Below are 17894 nucleotides of genomic sequence, written 5' to 3'. Positions count from 1 at the left end.
CAACAGCTAATGTTCACTGCTTCGTCGAAACTCCAGATCATCTTTAGCGGCGATAATTTCGACATCAACTAACCTGCTCGATGGATCAAGGTGAGGCACTACCAAGAGCGTCGATGCCGGTGTCGCGCCTTTAAGATATTTTTCTCGAATCGCCGAGTATAAGGGTATATGTTCTTCAAGTTTGAGATACTGCGTCACTTTAACGATATCGTGCACTGTCATTCCTGCTTTCTCAAGTGCGTCGACCGTGCTTCTCCATATATTCTCGCTCTGCTCTTCGATGCTTGTGGAGATCCGCTTCGAGAAGAGAAGATGCGCGTTACCTGACATCATCAGCCATCGAAGCTTGGGCCGGGTGATAGGGCTGTTATCACTTGGTGTTGTTTTCGATGAGGTGAGAGACTTAAGTCCAGAATAACGCATAAATTGCTCCATGGTTGAATGAATTTGAAGGTTTTCGCCGGCGCGGACGCCGATAAGCTCATGAACAGAGAATCAATGAAAGCGCGTCGAGAATGTTCGATCTACGGCTAGCGATTGCTCGCGGTGAGAACGGCCTCTTTGCGACGTATAATGGGCTGCAGTGGCAGGTTGGTGTTTCAGCCGTGCCCTTCCGATACGGCGGCCTCTTGACGGCGTGTCTGAGGTTCTCCGTGGGCGCCGGGAATTGCGGGCGATGCCAATATCATCAGGTTAAACCGTCAGATACTCTGTTGCTGCGATGCGCGATGCGCGATGCGCGACGAGACGATGTGACGGAGTCGGGAAAACCGGTTTCGCCAAACCGCGTACCGGCATTTTTAGCCGAAGGCCCAGTTGTCGGCACGGAGACGCTTCTTTTTGGGGCGGGCTGAGAGATGCTTGCTCTGGCGCGGCGCTTCCGACTCTATTCGCACGAGTATCGATAGAGATACCATCGGTCGTGCTACCAGCCTGAGGCGGTCAATGTGAAATTCCATGAGGATGCCTTTCAACATATTAGAAGTGAATTCTTGCATACGGGCCGAATCGCTAGACGCGGGTAACCGAATTCAGCTGGAGAAATACAGTGTCATGTTCTCCTGCCCCGCTATTAAATGTTCAAAACGCTATATCTTCAACCTGAACGAAGTATCGAAAGAGATACATCCGTATATGCGTCTTGCAACATCTTACGGAGAGTTGATGCGACGTGCCCAAAGGGTTTGCGGCAGTAACCATTGAACCCGCACAGGTCTTACCACCTCGTTAAAAAAAGGTCGCTACACCCGATGTCCCACAGGAGATATCGGATGCGACTCTTATCGATTGGCGAGATAGTAGCGGAGTTGAGCATGGCGGTCGACGCAATGTGACGCTGGCATCGGCAAGGCCGAGTGCTGCCGATCGGCAGGACTGTCGGCGGACATCGCGGCTAGCAGCGCGACACAGTGCGCGGGCAAGAGAATCTGCTACGCCCGCCCGTCCTCGGACGACCAAGCTGAGCATTTGACGACGCAGGCCTCGAGGCGTTACAGGCATTGGATCAAGGCCGGATTCGCCGATACCGAGGTTATTTCGGATCTGGGCAGTGGACTGGATTACCGCAAGAAAGGGCTGCGCCGATTGCTGCAGGAAATCCTTTGGGAGATGAATGGCGCATCGTGTGCTGCTCAGGAAGGACCGGTTGCTGCGCTTAGATAGCGAACTGTTGTTTCGCATCTGCGAATTCTTCCGTGTCGATGTCATCGTTCTCGGCACGGTCCCGGATATCAGCCTTGAGCAGCAGCTCACTGAGGATCCTGTCGAAACCCTGACGGGACCTTCAACCCGGCTGCATGACACACGTAGCCACAAGAATCCGCGGGTGTTGGCTGTCTGATGCAATCGACAACGCGGCCCCCAACTTTACCCGCCGTTGTCCGACAACAGACGCTCAATGCGACGGCCGCGTTCTAAGGCACGATGAAGCGCAATCTGTAACTTGTGCTGTTTTGTACGGATCGATCAAGGAATGTCGAAGCCACTGCATCCGGTTCCAACAGTCCTTTTTTGTGCGGCGATGATCGAGCTAGTCGAGCCTGAACAAATCGGCGAGCCTCGTGCAGCGGAGCTTTGAGGCCAAAATTGTGTTGTGAGATTTGCAGGAACCTGGCAAATTGACGTGAGAATCCTGCAAATTCTGGCGAGGTACGGATGGGTCCGAAGACGCCTGTGAAAGAAGGAGATTTCTTCCGGCAGCCGCTGCGTGAACAGATCAATCTGAAACATCCGCTGGTACGGCTGGCCGACCTCATCAACTGGGATCGGCTGGGTGTCGCGATGAGCGAAAGCTTCGTGTCGCGCAAGGGGCGACCGGCTACATCGCCCAGGCTGATCGCCGGTCTGCTGTATCTGCAGCACGGGTTTGACCTGTCCGACGAAGAGGTCGTCTGGCAATGGGTGGAAAACCCGTATTGGCAGGTTTTCACTGGCGAGACCTACCTGCAGACCGAACCGCCAATCGATCCATCGAGCCTGACGCGCTGGCGCAAGCGGCTGGGCGAAGCCGGCGTCGAAGAGTTGCTGGCCGAAACGATCGAGGCAGCAAAACGTGCTGGCGTGATCAAGGCTGCAAGCGTGAAGCGCGTGATTGTAGACACGACGGTCATGGAGAAGGCGATTGCCCATCCAACCGATTCCCGCTTGCTTGAGCGGTGTCGCGAACATCTGGTAAAGGCGGCTGCGCGGCATAGCCTGAAGCTGCGGCAGAACTACAACCGCGAGGCGCCGCACCTGGAGCGTCAGATTGGCCGCTACGCCCATGCGAAGCAGTACAAACGCATGAAGAAGGCGTTGCGTACGCTGCGCTCGCGTGTGGGTCGGGTGATGCGTGACGTGGAGCGGCAGGTCGATTCGGTATCCGAAGGAAGCCGCGTGGCCTTGCAGGAACTGATTGGGCGCACGAAACGGATCCTGTCGCAAAAGACAAAAGACAAAAACAAGCTCTACGCACTGCATGCGCCAGAGGTGGAGTGTCTGGCCAAAGGCAAGGCGCGCACGCCGTATGAGTTTGGTGTGAAGGTGTCGATCACAACGACGCACAAGGAAGGCCTGGTCGTTGGCATGCGCTCGATGCCGGGCAACCCTTACGACGGCCACACCCTTGCAGAAGCGCTGGAGCAGGCGGCAATCCTGAGCGACATCACGCCGGAAATCGCCGTCGTCGACCGCGGCTACAAGGGCGTAGACATCGAAGGGGTGAAGATCTACCACCCGGGGCTGCGGCGAGGCATTACAAGGGGATTACGGGCGATGATCAGGCGGCGCAGTGCGATCGAGCCAGCGATCGGCCACATGAAGACGGATGGAAAGCTCGATCGGAACTGGCTTAAGGGGACGCTCGGCGACGCGATGCACGCGGTGCTGTGCGGCACTGGCCACAACCTGCGCATGATCCTCAGGAAACTGCGGCTTTTTTGCGCCCTCGTTCTTGTGGCGCTGTTCGTTTCTGTCGATCAGTCAACGGCCGTCGTCTGACGCCGGCGACGACCAAAACGCTTTATTCAGGGCGGACGAGCTAGTTCCTGGAAATATTGGTGTGGTCGCGTGTCGGTCGCAATCTGTAGGCGGTGAATCTGAGCGAGCGCGCACCTGGCTTCGGCCGGAAATCGCTGCAGATCGGCATCATCACCAGTGCTTTCGTCGTCAGGCGCCGCGCATCTCGCTGTGTTTTTCGGCGTGGACGAGAAGGTTCGCCGCCGATGCCCCGGTGATCGCAGCTCACACGTTTGGAGAGGGGCTTATGCTGAGAGCGATACCTGGACACCCACAAGGCGCATGCGGTGAGGCTTGCTTTTCGGCTTCCTGGATCAGGAACGCCGATGAAGAAGCCGTTGTTGTCGCACGGCATACGATGCGTAAGCAGCGCTAGCTGATGATAGTATTGTCGGATGCGAAGAGTGGGTGTTCCGCGATTTTTTCGCGCGCACGCTGGAGGGCGTCGGCCACGGCCTCGTCGCCATGCGTGAGTCCTTGCAGCAGCACGAAGTGAGTACTCTTCAACCCAATGGACCCGAGCGAGTAACGCAGATATGGGGTGAGGAAATCGCCTTGCCACGCACGCTCGCCACTATGAAAGCCCCCGGAACCGACGATTACGAAGGTAGGTCGGTCGCGCATCAGACCGACCTTGCCTTCGGGCGTTACGGCGAACGTGCGATGAACCCGAAGCACGTAGTCAATCCACAGCTTCAGCGCAGCCGGAACTGTGAAGTTATGCATCGGCGTATTGATGATAAGCGCGTCCGTCATTTCGATCTCGCGAATGAGCTGCTCGGACACATCGAACCGGCTTACATCAGGTTCACGTGAAGTGATGGCTTTTGCATAGTCCTGCGTGATCGGCGGCAATGGCAGCGAACCGAGATCGCGTGTCAGCAGTGCGTTATGCGCACTCTTGCCCAGAGAGCGGATCATCTCAAGCGCGAGACCGTATCCATGGCTCGTTTCACCGTGCGGGCTTGCGTTAATGAACAGAATTTTCATCGCGCGAACTCCGATCCGCCGGGCGTGAGTGATTCCGCAAAGTGCATACCTTTGGCGAGCAAGCCGTTGCGGAAGTAGAAGCGTTGCGCAAGGGACATGTGCAAGCCGGTGTCGAGCACGAAATGCGCGCAGCGCGATTGACGTGCAATCTCGCGAACCTCGTTGAGCAGTTCCGCTCCGATGCCGCTACGTTGCAGTCGGGAGGTTACGACAAGATCGTCAAGATAGATGAAGCGCCCATATAGTGTATTTGTTTGCGCGCGGAAACCGGCGAGACCGAGGATTGTCCCTTCCACGCTGCAGGCGGCGAGCAGACGATAATTCTCCTCGTGCTGATGGTGCAATTGCGCACAGAAGGCTCCTGGGTCCGTCAGATGTGGCCGCAATTCCTTCATGACGTCGAACGCGCGGATCCAATCATCGGGGGACTCCAGATGTCGGAACGTCAAGTTCGTACCCATATCGTGTTCTCCTCGTTGCGTTGCGCCAATTGTATTCATTTGATGAAACACCCTGTAGGGACAAGACGTGATCGCTCGACCAGGTCATCTTCATTGGTTCGATCGCCGCGACGATTTCTGCTGTTAGCGGTAGTCTCGAAAACATCATCGACCGTCTTCGTCAGCGGCGCTCATAAGTTACTCTTCATACCTCACTTGATGAAGGCGCATGCGTAGCCGGGCTCGCTGGCGTGGATACGCTTTTGCGTCGCGCTTCGACTAGCGGAACCGATGGTCGCGGTAGCCGACGTCCCGATCGACGGTGGCCCCTTCAACGGCAAGGCATGCGTCTGTCCCCGACGCGGTACGTATCATCATCGCCTCATCAATGCAGCAGTGAAGATGCTCGGAGCCGGAACGGCTGCCGGCGTGCAGCAGTTATCACGTGGTGGTCCCGACATGATCGTAAGGGATCGACGGACCACGAACGAGGAAATTGTCCTGACGTGCTATACGGCGTTAGACTTGCGATTCAGGTTGCCCGGATATTTGATGCCTGCTTGCCTTTAGGGCCGGCACCAATCTCGAAGGAGACTTTTTGATTCTCCCGGAGAGACTTGTATCCAGTCGACCGAATCTCCGAGTAGTGGGCGAAAAGGTCTTCACTCCCATCATCGGGCTTGATGAAGCCGAAGCCTTTTGCATCAGTGAACCACTTGACAGTACCTGTAGCCATCTGCTCTTCCTTTGAATTCGGTTATCGAGATAGTGCATGGGAATATAAGGCTGCTGAGTGACTGATATCACGGTCGCCCTGACTATCACATGATAGAAGCCTATCGGCGCTGTCAGTCGAACAGCAAAAGTTTTGTGCACGCTTTGTACATAGCGGTTACCATGCCGATTCTATTCGGCGTCCGGGCAATACTCAAGGAATCCATAGTATCAATGTATAGACTCGCGTATAGAGCCGCAAATGCTGAGATGCAGAAAAGGTTGCACGCACGTAGCCACCCAAGGAATATCCGTTTTACGCGCTTCCGGCGACCACGCTGGATCCTCGTCCTTCTCCTGAACGTCGCGTGCTCCTTGCGGGAGCCGGGACGCAATGTGACTGTTCTCGACGAACCGCATTGCACGGTCGGCTGCAGCGTGAACTGAGGTTCTACCGCCGCAGGACTTTCGCGCGGAACGCCCCGACAGTGCAGTTTCACCAACCGCGCCCTGAAGGCAAAGCCTATGGAGCGCGGGGTGCTGAGCTAGCGCTCCTGATGAATCTCGATAGTCATGGAGGTCAGACGGTATGGATCGGTCTTATGTCTGCGGTGTTGCGCGGTGATAAGGTATCGGATGTTTATACCAACGGAGCGTTGAATAGTGCTCTGATGTTTCGTTCAATTAGAAGCTGGTAGCCTTGAGACTATTGAGCCCGTCGTCCTAAGCGGGATTCGCAGATCTCATCATGGAGATCCCTCTCCGATGTTACAAGTGATACGAGGTTAATCTTAATGTCAGTCTATGGCTGGTTTATTCTCACCTTGGCTCTTTCGATGGCAAATATTCCTTTCGCCACAGAGAAGTTCTTTGGCGTCATATCCCTTCGACATGGCAAGAAATCGTGGATCTATATAATGGAGCTCGTATTGACGTACATGATAGTGGCATCCGCAGCGTATGCATTAGAGGCTCGGGAAGGTAGAGTGTTCGACCAAGGCTGGCAATTCTACGTAATCACTGTATCGTTGCTGATAGTGTTTTCATTTCCGGGATTCGTCTTTCGGTTTCTGCTCTCACGGCCCTAGCTTTGTGGGTGACGTCATCCTGCGCCGGTCTCCGTTATGTTAAGTGTTCCAGCCGGACATGTTGTCCGGCTGGTCGGAAAAGTCAGCTCGTTTGAGCGTCTTTCGTATCTAGTACCATGTGTACCGCGTCGCGCGTACGTACGAACTCCCTCTCGAAGTCAAGCGTTCGTCGAGCGGTGGACATCGCCATCAAGACATCTGCACCGCCTTCTTTGGAGCTCTTGATCCAAAACCAGAGACGCCGCTCACGCACATAGAACATCGAAAAAACGCCGATGACAAGCAGAAGGCTACCGACATATACCAAAGTCTTGCCCGGCGCCCGTGTCAACTGGAATGCCGACGCCTGAACCTGCGTGAACGAGTCAAGTTGAAGGAAGATCGGGGCGCCGTAGTAAAAGCTGTCCGACAGCGCATCGATCGAAGACCGGATGAACGACATATGTGACGGATCCTGTTTCATCTCGGGCTCGCCATGCTTAATCCGTGACAGCTGCCAGAGATCCCACATCACATCATTGAGCGTGCGTAGGAGCGCCATGGCCGCTTTCTCCCGTTGTACTTTGGGCATCGATCGGTCAATCAAGCCGGCAATCGCCTGGAAGCCGCCCGCTGATGCCGCAATTGTCGTTGCGCCCTTATCTTCCTTGGCACCAGCGAAATGGTCCAATAGCCGAGATACGTCGGATGCGGCAGCTTTCTGAGCGTCAGTATCAGCACCCAAATACGAACGCCGTACGAATCGGGATACAGCCTGGTTTCGCATGCTCGGAGATTGCAAGGCGGCTCGAAGATTCATCCAATCCCGTACTGAATTATGTTCGTCTGCGGGAATCCGGAGATAGCGAAATGGATCGTTAGCGTCCAACCTTACGCCCGTCATAAACATCTGCTGACCGGAGATATTTACTGGAAGCATAAACGTTCGATACTCATGGGCTTGACCGTTGATATCACGGACCTTGTATTGCATTGAGGGTCCTAGATTTCGTAATCTCGTTTGGTGATTGCTTTTGGCGCCTGATCCGAGTCGCGCATCAATTTCCTGCTTAAACGCATGTTCTTCGGGGGCGCTTTGCGCGCTATGGGCGTCGGCAGCGTTACTCGCATCTTCGACGTTGATCGAGCGGAAATCGGTGAGCTCCACCGTCTCTCCATTTTCTCTGGCGTTCGGAAGGTCAATATGCGTAACACCCCCGACTACCCCCTGAAGCTGCTCGGTGAATTCAGACCTGTCAGCCATCGGCCACACGGTCATCGCCACCTTGGACCCTCCGTCCTGGAAGCTCGACTGGTAAATGGAAATGCCGTCATAGGTGAACGGCTTGTTTACCTGGACGCGCGCCTGAACGTGCTGGCCAGTCTTATGATCCGTCACTACGATATCACTGGCGAACAGCTTGGGCATACCCGTTGAATAGTAATCAACCACGAACTTCTTCAGTTGAATTGAAAATGGCAAATCCTGGATCAAGGAGCCGTCCCGGCGACTAAGTACGACCGAGCTAGTTTGCTGGCCTTCGGGTACTAGAGCGTACCCGCGAAACGTCGGATTTGAAGGAGATAGTCGATGACTTGGGGAAACCGCGTCCACGTCGGAATCCAACTCGGTAGCTGTCTTTCCGGAGATCCACATCTGCAGTTCGATAGGCAGATTGCTGTCCAGCAGGCCACCCAAGCAGATGACCACGATAGCAAAATGGGCCGAAATGTAGCCCAGCCTTGTAAGGGCACCACGTTTACCTGCGATCAGGATCTCTCCCGTACCGGTATCACGGGTGACTAGCTTATAGCCCAACTGACGTCCGAGGCGCATCAGGATGTCCGCCGTCTCGACGCCATTCAGAGCATCTGCGCGGAATTCACTCTTGTGGCGGAATGCGCGTAGGCTCCCTTCGCGGACGCGGTCCTTCCAACTGCGTGCGTCCCGGACCATCTTCGGGGCGTTATCGATCACACATAGTGAGACCGAGGTCACAAGAAAGACCAGGATCAACATGAACCACCAGGAACCGTAGACGTTGTACAGATCGAGGCCGCGGAAAACGTCAGCCCAGAATGGACCGAACTGGTTCACGTAATTGACGTACGTATCCTCCTGTGTGAGGACAGTACCGATGATGCTTGCAATCGCCAATATCACTAGCAAAGCAATGGCAAAACGCATTGATCTAAGGAGATCGATGGCGTGCTTCAGTTCATATGGTTTTCCACGAACTCTGAAGCTAATCTGGCCTTCGGCCGTCGGACGCTCGCTCAAGGGCACTCCAGATAATGGTGATCAAGACGATGTGATGGACCGGTATCTGCGTCACACGGACTGTCGCAGTGATTCGCATAAGTAACACCAATCCTCCATTCTGATTTCTACACGACTTTTTGATGGGAACAAAGACTAGCCGACTATACATGCGTATATGGAACGATCGGGCGGTTCCGTTCGGCTGGCCGGCGATGTTTGCCATCGGCAAAGCGGCTTGAAACACGTTCGCAATTCGCTCGCCTGCGCCATCAACTGCTGAAACCATAAGGGCATGATTCATATACCTGTGGATCGTTGATTGATGGACCTCAAAAGTATTTAATTCTGTAGCCGACATAGGCTACGGACTGGGACGTCGCAAAGCGTACTAGATTCCGGTTATCTCGTTCACGTATAGGAGAATCCGCATGTTGAAGCGACTCTCAGTCATTGGTGCAGTATTGATCGCGTGCACATCTTTTAGCACCGGCGCTTGGGCTGATTCGGATGGGCAAGACCTTCCCACGGTAAAGCGGCAGCTGCCGCAATACACTGCTGATGGTCAACTACTACTTCCAAAGAACTTTCATCAATGGATCTACGTCGGGAGTCCGCTGACCCCGAACGCCCTTAACGGGGGGAAGGCGAACTTCCCGGAATATCACAACGTCTACATTGAGCCGGGTTCGTACGCAATCTACAAGAAAACCGGCGAATTCCCCGAGGGCACGATCTTTGTCAAAGAGCTTCAGCTGACGACGCATCAACAGTTCCCAGACGGATCAAGGAACGAGCCGTCCGGTCGAGGCTTCTTCCCTGGAAAGTTCAACGGAGCCGATGTCACTGTGAAGGACACGAAGCGTTTTGCCGCTACCGACGGTTGGGGATACTTCAACTTTAACCACTTTGAGCCGAAGGCAAAGATGGCGAAAGTCAAGGCGAAAGAGGAATGCGCATTCTGCCACATCGCGAGCGCGAAGAAGGACGACGTGTGGACGCAATTCTATCGACTGCTCGATGATGATGGGCACCTGAACCCAAACTACAAGCCTGAAGCTGAGTAAGATAGTGCGCCGCGGTTATAGCTGCTAGGAGGACCCGTCGGGATATCCTGAGACCGTGCGAGTCAAGGAGTGGCATGCGGCTTGAATAGCTCAGCGGAGCAGGGGCGCGTGTTTTGTGTCCCCGGCGGATGCAATGTCAGGCTGCATAGATATTCGTTAGCGTGTTGTAACTCGGCGGCGCACAAAAGAAGCTGGAGCGGGGATGCTTTTCCCGCAATAGTCGACCTTCGTTCTATGGACTGGCAGGAGCCCGCGCGGTTGCTGTTTCCCAACGCGAGTCTGTGCCTTTCTCGCAGCGACCAAGCGAGGCCGCGACCGTAAACCAGTCTGTCGCGGCCTAGCAAACCGAAATTGGCGCAGTCATGATTGCGCTGTTCTTTTAAGAGCTGGAAGATCGCAGGCGGAACACTTCGTGATTGCTTGCTCGAAATGAGACACGGCTATGGAAAAGCACGTCCTCGAGGCCATATCAGGAATCCTCCCGCATATATCGATTGATAATCGGCGTCGACTAATGTCACCGGATCCTTATAGAGCCTAGCGAGATGGACATTTTCAGGCCTGTCCTGAATTGCCACGGGAAGAACCAAGTGAACGCGAAAGAAGACGAGGATCAAGCCATTGAACGCATCGTTCTCGATGGGCCGAAGGGCGCGATTTTTCTAGCAGGTACTGCGACAGCTATCGTGATCCTCATATGGATCGTATTTTATTTACTCGTTTTCCTTCCGCGCGGCGTTATTCAATGAGCGACAATATCAGGGAAACTCGATCGGTCAGTATCGTCCATCAAATCGAACGAAGGTGGGCGATCTTGATGTCGGCAATCATGCTCGTCATGATGCTGACGGTCGTCTTCACAGGATTGCATTGGGCGATGATGCCGCCGTCCAGAGTAGAGACGATACGCATAGCATCCCTGGAAACAAATAGCGAGTTTTCGGAAAGTAATCTGGGAAGTGCGACGTCAAAAGACGGATCTGTTATCGTCCGGGTACTGGCGCAGCAGTATTCGTTCACGCCTCAATGCATCCTGCTTCCAGCGAATACGCCAATTACTTTCAGAGCGACCAGCGCTGATGCAATCCACGGCATGCTGGTTACAGGGACTAACATCAATTCAATGATTGAACCAGGCTACATATCCACGTTTAAAACCGTGTTTCCGCAGCCAGCTGAGCATCTGATGCCTTGTCATGAATACTGCGGGACGGGTCATCAGGCGATGTGGGCGCGCGTGAAAGTGATCGAGCGCTCGGCGTTTTTCGAAATGCTTAAGCGAAAGGGTGTGAACGGGAGACTGGACTGTGTTAATTAACAGGCGGCTTGTGCTTATGCATTTTTGGCTCGCTTTCGCGAGTTTCGCTGTCGCTCTGGCATTGGGCGCCTGGCAGATGTATGTGAGAAGTCCGCTACATCCATGGATAAAGGATCCTGAAATATATTATCGATCCGTCTCGGCGCACGGCTCCACTATGGCGTATGTATTCCCGACTCTCGTCGCGATGGCCCTCGGATACACAGTCATTGAGCTTTCGCTAAAGCGCGCGATTGTGGGAGCGAAGTTGGCGTGGGCTGGGTTTGGTGCCGTTGCATTGGGATTTATGCTGGCCGTTGTCGCGATAGGGAGAGGTACGGCGTCAGTTCTCTATACGTTTTACCCGCCGATGATCGGCAGCTCTATCTACTATATAGGTGTCGTCCTGATCGTTGTTGGGTCATGGGTGTGGGTTGCGCTGATGGGCGTAAATCTCGCAATATGGAAACGCGATAATCCTGGGGTTCCCGTTCCGCTTCCTATGTTTGCGTGTGTTGCCAGCGCGTATCTATGGGGATGGACGGCCGTCGGCGCGGCAATTGAAATCATTTTTCAGATTATTCCAGTATCGTTGGGCTGGAAACACAATATCGATGCCGGTCTCGCACGCGTTTTCTATTCATGGACGCTTCATGCAATCGTGTACTTCTGGCTAATGCCGGCCTACATTGCGTATTACACAATCGTTCCGCGCGCGATTGGCGGGAGGCTTTATAGCGATTTGATGGCGCGGGTATCCTTCGTAATGTTTCTGGTTGTATCAATGCCGATTGGCATCCACCATCTGTTCGCCGACCCGCAGGTAGGTTCGGGGTTCAAATTCATGCACTCGGTCTTCACGGCTTTAGTCGCGATTCCCACGTTGCTGACGGTGTTCACAATCTGTGCGTCGGTCGAGATTGCCGGGCGGCTGCGCGGCGGGAAAGGTGTCATAGGTTGGTTGAAGGCTCTTCCATGGGGTAATCCTATGATGCTTGCCATCACTTTTTCGTTTGTGATGTTGGGTTTTGGAGGAGCAGGCGGACTCATCAACATGAGTTACCAGTTAGATTCGACTATACATAATACCCAATGGGTGACGGGACACTTTCACCTCATCTTCGCCGGAGCTGTTGTGATCATGTACTTCGTGATCGCCTACGACGTGTGGCCTCAGATTACTGGTCGTGCGATTACAGACCTGCGACTGATCCGCATTCAGCTTTGGCTTTGGTTCATCGGAATCATGGTATTGACGATTCCGTGGCATTTGGTAGGGATCATGGGAATGCCGCGGAGAATGGCATACTTCGATTACACGAATGGTGAGATTTCGTCCCAGGCGCTGCCTGTGATCGTGTCGGTCATTGGTGGAGTCATCTGTCTGTTGGCCGGTCTTCTCTTTATACTCATTCTGGTTCGCGCTCACCGCTCAACGGTTGACCTTGTTGAGGACTACACCTTTAGTGCGCCGATTCATCGAACAGAGAATGTGCCGTCTGCACTGAACGGTTTTCGGCTGTGGCTCGCCTTGATGATTGGTCTTACATTGTTTAACTACGGATATCCGATTGCGTCGTTGATTGCCCGCCCAGACACCGCCGTGCCTGGAATCCCGATCGGTCAGGGGCATTGACATGGACGCGAAACCAGTGTTTTCGCTGACAAATCGATGGTTGGTAGGCAGCGTCTGCGGAACTCTCACCGTCGCGGTCATCGCAGCAGCGATAGGGTTTGTCCTCCTGCCGTCGGTGCAAGACGGCCCTCAGTTTCGAGGCATATGGAACGCGATCTGTAATGCGGCAGGAGTATCCCGCCACTGGGCGCAGAACGAATTGATCGTCTATCCTGCTGACGGCGCGGTAAGTGCGGTTACTATAACGCCGCAGACACTTGCTCGTGCCGACCACGATGCGGCGCAGCGCGGCGGCGTGCTCGCAACTCGATGCGTCGGCTGTCACAATGCATCTCAAGTCGTCGCGCCGCTTCTTGCCGGGCAAGACGCTGCATGCGTCTACAAGCAGCTTTCCGATTTCCAAAGTGGTGCGCGAACCAATGTAATAATGACCTCGATGGTCAAAGGACTATCCGAGAGAGATCTGCGTGACCTCGCGCAGTACTTTGCTTCATCGGGGCGTTTGACTAGCGGCGTTGCGACGGTCGGCGAGCCACCCATTGTTGCGCAAGGAAACCCCACTAAGAATGTCGTCTCCTGTGCTGTGTGTCACGGAGAAGTTGATCACAAGGCCGGAGCACCGTTTTTGCAGGGCCTGTCGGCATCCTATCTGGGTGCCCAACTAAACGCCTTCGCAGCGGGTCAACGACATAATGATGCCGGTGAGCAAATGCGAAACATAGCGCGGAATCTGACAGAAACAGAGATAAAGGACGCAGCGGCATACTACAACGGGTTTAAGGATATGGGGACGCGAATGTCTCAGCCCTGACACCATCGGCACGGGTGCTCACTTCTTTCTTTCCGTTCGGTGGCAGGAAGAAGTCAGTTCCCTGCGAATACCGGAACAGCCAGTTCATAGTAGACTTATAGATGTTTTTTCGTAGTCTTGGACTCGTCCATGAATAACGCGCAGCTCCGTGAGCTTCCTGTCCTGGAGCGCCTTCTCTCGGCTCTGGATATTGGCGTGGCGAATTTCACTCTCTGTGACATTCGCGATGGCTGGAGCGCGCGGTTCGAGGCCTGCGCAACGGCGAGTCTGCATTACTGCATGGACGGAAGCGGTGATTTGATAACGCAACATGGCGAGAGAGTATCGCTCAGCGCGCACAGTTTCGTACTTCTGCCCCCAGGAATCGCTTATAAGATCGAGAGTGGCAAATCGTGCGCAACGCACGAAACGAATCGCGCGCGTGTAAGTGACTGGCCTTGGCAGGAGACTGTTCCCGCTGTCCACGTCGGTGGTGGGGACAACGGTATTTCGACTGCATGTGGCGAACTGCGTCTTGACAAGACGTCAGGCAGCGACCCGTTCAAGACGTTGCGACATCCACTCGTCGCCCAGTTCGACGGCAAGTCAGGATTGAAAGACCAGTTCGTTTTGCTGCTCGCGGAATCCGCGCGTCCTGGGCCTGGCTCGCGTACTCTGGTCGAAGCGCTGCTGAGGCAATGCCTGATCCTCGTGCTTCGGCGACAGATAGACGGCGGCGGCGCGGACCTGCCTTGGGCAGCCGGCATTGCTGACAGGCGCCTCGCCAGTGCGCTAGAAGCAATTCTCGAACGATCTGCGTCTTCATTGTCAGTCGAGCGTCTTGCCGACATCGCCGGAATGAGCCGCTCAGCGTTCGCTGCGCAATTCATGAAAGCGTCTGGCCAGTCGCCAATGGTCATGCTGAAGATCGTGCGCTTAAAGAAAGCGGCGGAATTGCTCGCTACCACCAGATATCCCGTAGCCGAAGTGGCGAAAATGGTGGGTTTTTCGAGTCGAAGTAATTTCTCATTGGCGTTTAACCGCTTGCCGGATGCCTTCAAGCGTGGCAATCCGTATCATTACGTGGTTACGGACTCGGTCTGTGAAACAGGTCAGCACCTCTGCCGCCCGCAGAGGATCGAGGTGCACCAGTACCGTCGCGATGGTCTGTGGGTGCTCATTCCGGATGAGTCAGCGACCGTTGGTGGCTCGATCCACTTGAGTCCTTCGATACCTTCGATCGGGCCGCCAACAAGAATCCGTTCAATGACGCCGGCAGCCTTGTCGTCGCCAAGCGCCCTGTTCAGGACCGAACGCAGGTATGCGTCCGCTCCAAGTGAAAGCGTACTGCGCGTGGTCGCACCTTGTATGAAGTTCCGCACGGCTTTGTCGAGATCTTCCGGCTCAACCTTCTTACCCGCGGCCATCGCCGCACTGATGTTCTGCACTTCCCCGGGCGTGAGATGGCGCAATGCATCGGCCGCTTCGTCCGCGCCAAGCTCAAGCAGAAACAGTGCGGCTTTCCTCACACCGCTGTCATTCATGGCCGTTGTTCCCGACGATCGGGCCGGGCCAGCACGTCGCGTTCGCAGATTGTATCTGTCACGGCCGGGGGGACATTCATGAGGTTGCCCCGGTGCGACTCCCACCTCGCAAGTCGCATGTCTTGCATTCGATCCGTGAGGGCGGGCACTCTGGCGCAGCTGTCTCGATAATTCCGCTAAGAAGATTCAGAAGGGCGGCTAGCCGATGCCGATCCTTCATCGACAGTTCGCGACGCAGCAGAAGCTTTTCGGTCTCAACGGTCCAATAGTCGTGACGGATTAAGGTTGGGCGACGAACCAGAGTATTGATGGATCTTTCAAGCTGTTTGATTTCGTTTTCCAGAGTCATATCACTCTCCACTTGAGGACGTTAGCCGAATCGGAGGGATTGAGCTCGCAAAGTGCGGGGGAGCGCTCGCCATGCTGCATCGTCCGGCTTACCAGTGAGTCATTATCAGCCACAGCAACAGTGCGCCGCCGGCCAGTACCATAAGCCAACCTAGCACTCGTTCAATGGGCATCGGATTCAATTACCTCTGTCACCGTCTCGGGTTTAACATTTCTTTGCAATTGATTAACCTCGTCGGGTAGTCGGAAGGTGGATACTGCGGATGCTAAACCCTTTGCGTGGTCTCCGAGCGAGTGAACTGCGGTCGTCGCGCGTTCAACGAGGGCAGCATTCTGCTGGGTTACAGCATCCATTCGTGATATCGCCAGCCCTACCTGCTGGACGCCAGAGCTTTGTTCGCTGGAGGCCGCCGCAATCTCGTGAATGATTTTATCCACCCGCCGCACCGCACCAACAATGTCTCGTATCGCTGAACCGGCCTCGGACGCGAGTGCGGCGCCGTCGTCCACCCGCGCGACAGATTCCTGGACGAGCGTCTTGACGTCTTTGGCGGCCGCTTCCGCTCGCAGCGCGAGGCTTCGGACTTCGCTTGCCACGACCGCGAAGCCGCGCCCCTGTTCTCCTGCGCGCGCGGCTTCTACCGCTGCATTGAGCGCAAGGATGTTGGTCTGGAAGGCGATTCCCTCGATGACACCGACAGTTTCAGAAATCTTCGCGGACGATTCAGAGATGTCCTGCATGGTGCCCACGACCGTGCCGACGACTTCGGTGCCCCGGTCGGCTATCGCCGACGCAGTGCTGACGAGTTCGTTAGCGCGTGCTGCGTTGTCTGCGTTACGGGTAACCATTGAGGGGATCTGCTCCATGCTCGAAGCGGTCTGCTGGAGCGACGGTGCCTGTCCTTCGGTCCGCTGGGAAACGTCTGAGTTGCGAATGGCAATTTCTTGGCTCGTTAGAAGGATCGACTCGGATGATCGCTTCATGGCGCTGACCACATTCGCGAGCTGGATACGCATGGACTCGATCGCGAACAGCACTCTGCCGTCGTTCGCGTCGTGTGTATTAACGGGCCTCGCCAGATCACCCGCCGCGATGCGGTGTGCGAGCTCCGCCGCATGCTCCGGACCGCCACCCAGCGAGCGCCGCAGGGCGCGGTTGAGCACAATAGTCACCATGCAAAGGACCAGCGCGGCGATGACCAGAATTCCTGCAGCGCTCAAGAGTGATTTGTAGAAGGCGCTGTCGATGTCGTCAATATACGTCCCGTTGAGAACTATCCAGCCCGAAGACCTGAAAGCGGCGACCCGCGTGAGCTTCGGCACGGGCTGCTTTTCGCCGGGTCGCTCCCATACGTATCGGATGAAGCCGACGCCCTCGGCCTTCGCAATCGTGACAGCATCCCGGTATAGCGGCGTTTCGTTTGCGTCCCTGAAGTCGCCCAGCGCCCGGTCGACCAGCTGCGGCTTGAACGGATGCATCAGCATCCTGGGCTCAACGGTCATGACCGTGTAGTAGCCGTCCTTGCCGTAACGCATGCCCTTGATCCGCTCCAGCGCTTTCTTCTGCGTCGCGTCGCGCGTCAATAGGCCGCGTGTTTCCATATCTGCATACTGCCTGACCAAGCTCACTACGTTATCTGCGTTATTCGCCAGATCCCGCTTGCGCTGTTCGACACGCACGTGCCGCTGCGACCATGCGTCGAAGACCGTCACGCTGGTGAGGCACGCGAGGCACACGTAGAGAGTTATCCAGAGTTTCTGCGCAAACGTTAGCTTTTTCATGTATTCGCCATCACCGTTTGAGTTACGCCAGGTAACGGCAAGATACGGTGATTACTTAAGCTCGGCATATGCTTTTTCAAAGCGTTACGCAGTAACGAACTACGAAAACCGGTGGTACATCGCAATAGCAAATGGCGCTGGCAACGTCAAACGTACCGCGCGTTGATTGCATTTGCCGAGAGGCGAATCGTTACCTAGTAACGAAAGAGGAGTTAATTGAAAAACTGGCGATAGTGGACGACGAGCGTGTTCTCATCGGATGCCGTTACGATCAAGCGCAGTGAGGAGATTTGGGTGTCACGCAGTATCAATTAGTTGGAAAAGCGATGGGCGGCCGATGCTATCTTTTCAGTGCTTCGGTCGAACGGAATGGGGCCCCTCATTTGCGATGTGACGAGGGCGCTTCGCTCCGTGAAGACCTAAATGCCATGGTCCGCTATTTCCGACTTGCAGTCATGAAAGAG

At 55.1% G+C, this 17894-nt stretch carries 16 protein-coding genes and 1 pseudogene; 9 read left to right on the top strand and 8 right to left on the bottom strand.

Annotation, left to right across the window (positions count from 1 at the left end; genetic code table 11):
- Positions 1–6: 6 nt before the first annotated feature.
- Positions 7–423 carry a RidA family protein gene (locus H1204_RS35420; RefSeq protein ID WP_180733389.1) on the bottom strand — a complete coding sequence of 139 codons (417 nt, stop codon included), beginning with the start codon at positions 421–423 and terminating at the stop codon, positions 7–9.
- A 1189-nt stretch (positions 424–1612) separates the two neighbouring features.
- Between H1204_RS35420 and H1204_RS35415 the strand changes: the two genes are divergently transcribed.
- Together H1204_RS35415 and H1204_RS35410 are read left to right on the top strand one after the other, a co-directional pair.
- On the top strand, positions 1613–1840 hold the full coding sequence (locus H1204_RS35415; protein ID WP_180733388.1) for a hypothetical protein: 228 nt from the start codon (positions 1613–1615) through the stop codon (positions 1838–1840).
- Between the two features lie 314 nt (positions 1841–2154).
- Positions 2155–3477 carry an IS5 family transposase gene (locus tag H1204_RS35410; RefSeq protein WP_180729442.1) on the top strand — a complete coding sequence of 441 codons (1323 nt, stop codon included), beginning with the start codon at positions 2155–2157 and terminating at the stop codon, positions 3475–3477.
- Between the two features lie 390 nt (positions 3478–3867).
- Here H1204_RS35410 and H1204_RS35405 read toward each other — a convergent pair whose 3' ends face one another.
- The 3 genes from H1204_RS35405 to H1204_RS35395 all read right to left on the bottom strand — a co-directional run bounded on the left by H1204_RS35405 (position 3868) and on the right by H1204_RS35395 (position 5661).
- Complete coding sequence (locus H1204_RS35405) at positions 3868–4485, bottom strand: NAD(P)H-dependent oxidoreductase (RefSeq protein ID WP_180733387.1); 618 nt, start codon at positions 4483–4485, stop codon at positions 3868–3870.
- Positions 4482–4946 (bottom strand): GNAT family N-acetyltransferase, encoded by a 465-nt coding sequence (locus H1204_RS35400; RefSeq protein ID WP_180733386.1) that lies wholly within the window; start codon positions 4944–4946, stop codon positions 4482–4484. The genes H1204_RS35405 and H1204_RS35400 overlap by 4 nt, the downstream gene beginning before the upstream one ends.
- 511 nt (positions 4947–5457) lie before the next feature.
- Positions 5458–5661 (bottom strand): cold-shock protein, encoded by a 204-nt coding sequence (locus H1204_RS35395; protein WP_180733385.1) that lies wholly within the window; start codon positions 5659–5661, stop codon positions 5458–5460.
- A 772-nt stretch (positions 5662–6433) separates the two neighbouring features.
- Here H1204_RS35395 and H1204_RS35390 point away from each other — a divergent pair.
- Positions 6434–6727: a DUF2818 family protein gene (locus H1204_RS35390; protein ID WP_180733384.1), complete on the top strand. Its 294-nt coding sequence runs from the start codon at positions 6434–6436 to the stop codon at positions 6725–6727.
- A gap of 82 nt (positions 6728–6809) precedes the next feature.
- On the opposite strand, the gene H1204_RS35385 is transcribed toward H1204_RS35390, so the two are convergent.
- Complete coding sequence (locus H1204_RS35385) at positions 6810–8894, bottom strand: cytochrome c biogenesis protein ResB (RefSeq protein ID WP_180735147.1); 2085 nt, start codon at positions 8892–8894, stop codon at positions 6810–6812.
- Between the two features lie 503 nt (positions 8895–9397).
- Between H1204_RS35385 and H1204_RS35380 the strand changes: the two genes are divergently transcribed.
- The 6 genes and pseudogenes from H1204_RS35380 to H1204_RS51815 form a co-directional block, all read left to right on the top strand.
- Complete coding sequence (locus H1204_RS35380; protein ID WP_180733383.1) at positions 9398–10033, top strand: cytochrome P460 family protein; 636 nt, start codon at positions 9398–9400, stop codon at positions 10031–10033.
- Between the two features lie 590 nt (positions 10034–10623).
- Positions 10624–10782 carry a hypothetical protein gene (locus tag H1204_RS35375; protein WP_243468814.1) on the top strand — a complete coding sequence of 53 codons (159 nt, stop codon included), beginning with the start codon at positions 10624–10626 and terminating at the stop codon, positions 10780–10782.
- The gene (locus tag H1204_RS35370; RefSeq protein ID WP_180733382.1) at positions 10779–11351 is read left to right on the top strand and encodes a cytochrome C oxidase subunit II; all 573 of its coding nucleotides are present in this window, start codon (positions 10779–10781) and stop codon (positions 11349–11351) included. Before H1204_RS35375 ends, H1204_RS35370 begins: the two co-directional genes overlap by 4 nt.
- A complete protein-coding gene (locus H1204_RS35365) occupies positions 11341–12966 on the top strand; it encodes a b(o/a)3-type cytochrome-c oxidase subunit 1 (RefSeq protein ID WP_180733381.1) in 1626 nt (541 codons plus the stop codon). Before H1204_RS35370 ends, H1204_RS35365 begins: the two co-directional genes overlap by 11 nt.
- Before the next feature lies 1 nt (position 12967).
- Positions 12968–13777 (top strand): c-type cytochrome, encoded by an 810-nt coding sequence (locus H1204_RS35360; protein ID WP_180733380.1) that lies wholly within the window; start codon positions 12968–12970, stop codon positions 13775–13777.
- A 129-nt stretch (positions 13778–13906) separates the two neighbouring features.
- A pseudogene (locus H1204_RS51815) lies at positions 13907–14740 on the top strand (AraC family transcriptional regulator); the annotation flags it as partial.
- A 42-nt stretch (positions 14741–14782) separates the two neighbouring features.
- Here the strand turns inward: H1204_RS51815 and H1204_RS51810 are convergent.
- From H1204_RS51810 to H1204_RS35350, 3 genes are all read right to left on the bottom strand, one after another.
- On the bottom strand, positions 14783–14905 hold the full coding sequence (locus H1204_RS51810) for a hypothetical protein (RefSeq protein ID WP_243468813.1): 123 nt from the start codon (positions 14903–14905) through the stop codon (positions 14783–14785).
- Complete coding sequence (locus H1204_RS51805) at positions 14869–15300, bottom strand: hypothetical protein (protein ID WP_243468812.1); 432 nt, start codon at positions 15298–15300, stop codon at positions 14869–14871. The genes H1204_RS51810 and H1204_RS51805 overlap by 37 nt, the downstream gene beginning before the upstream one ends.
- A gap of 510 nt (positions 15301–15810) precedes the next feature.
- Positions 15811–17430, bottom strand: coding sequence for a methyl-accepting chemotaxis protein (locus H1204_RS35350; RefSeq protein WP_180733378.1), 1620 nt, complete (start codon positions 17428–17430; stop codon positions 15811–15813).
- Positions 17431–17894: the final 464 nt, after the last annotated feature.

The organism is Paraburkholderia sp. PGU19 (assembly GCF_013426915.1).
Lineage (GTDB): Bacteria > Pseudomonadota > Gammaproteobacteria > Burkholderiales > Burkholderiaceae > Paraburkholderia.
Note: the sequence above shows the minus strand (reverse complement) of the source record. Positions and strands in the feature narration are given on the sequence as shown.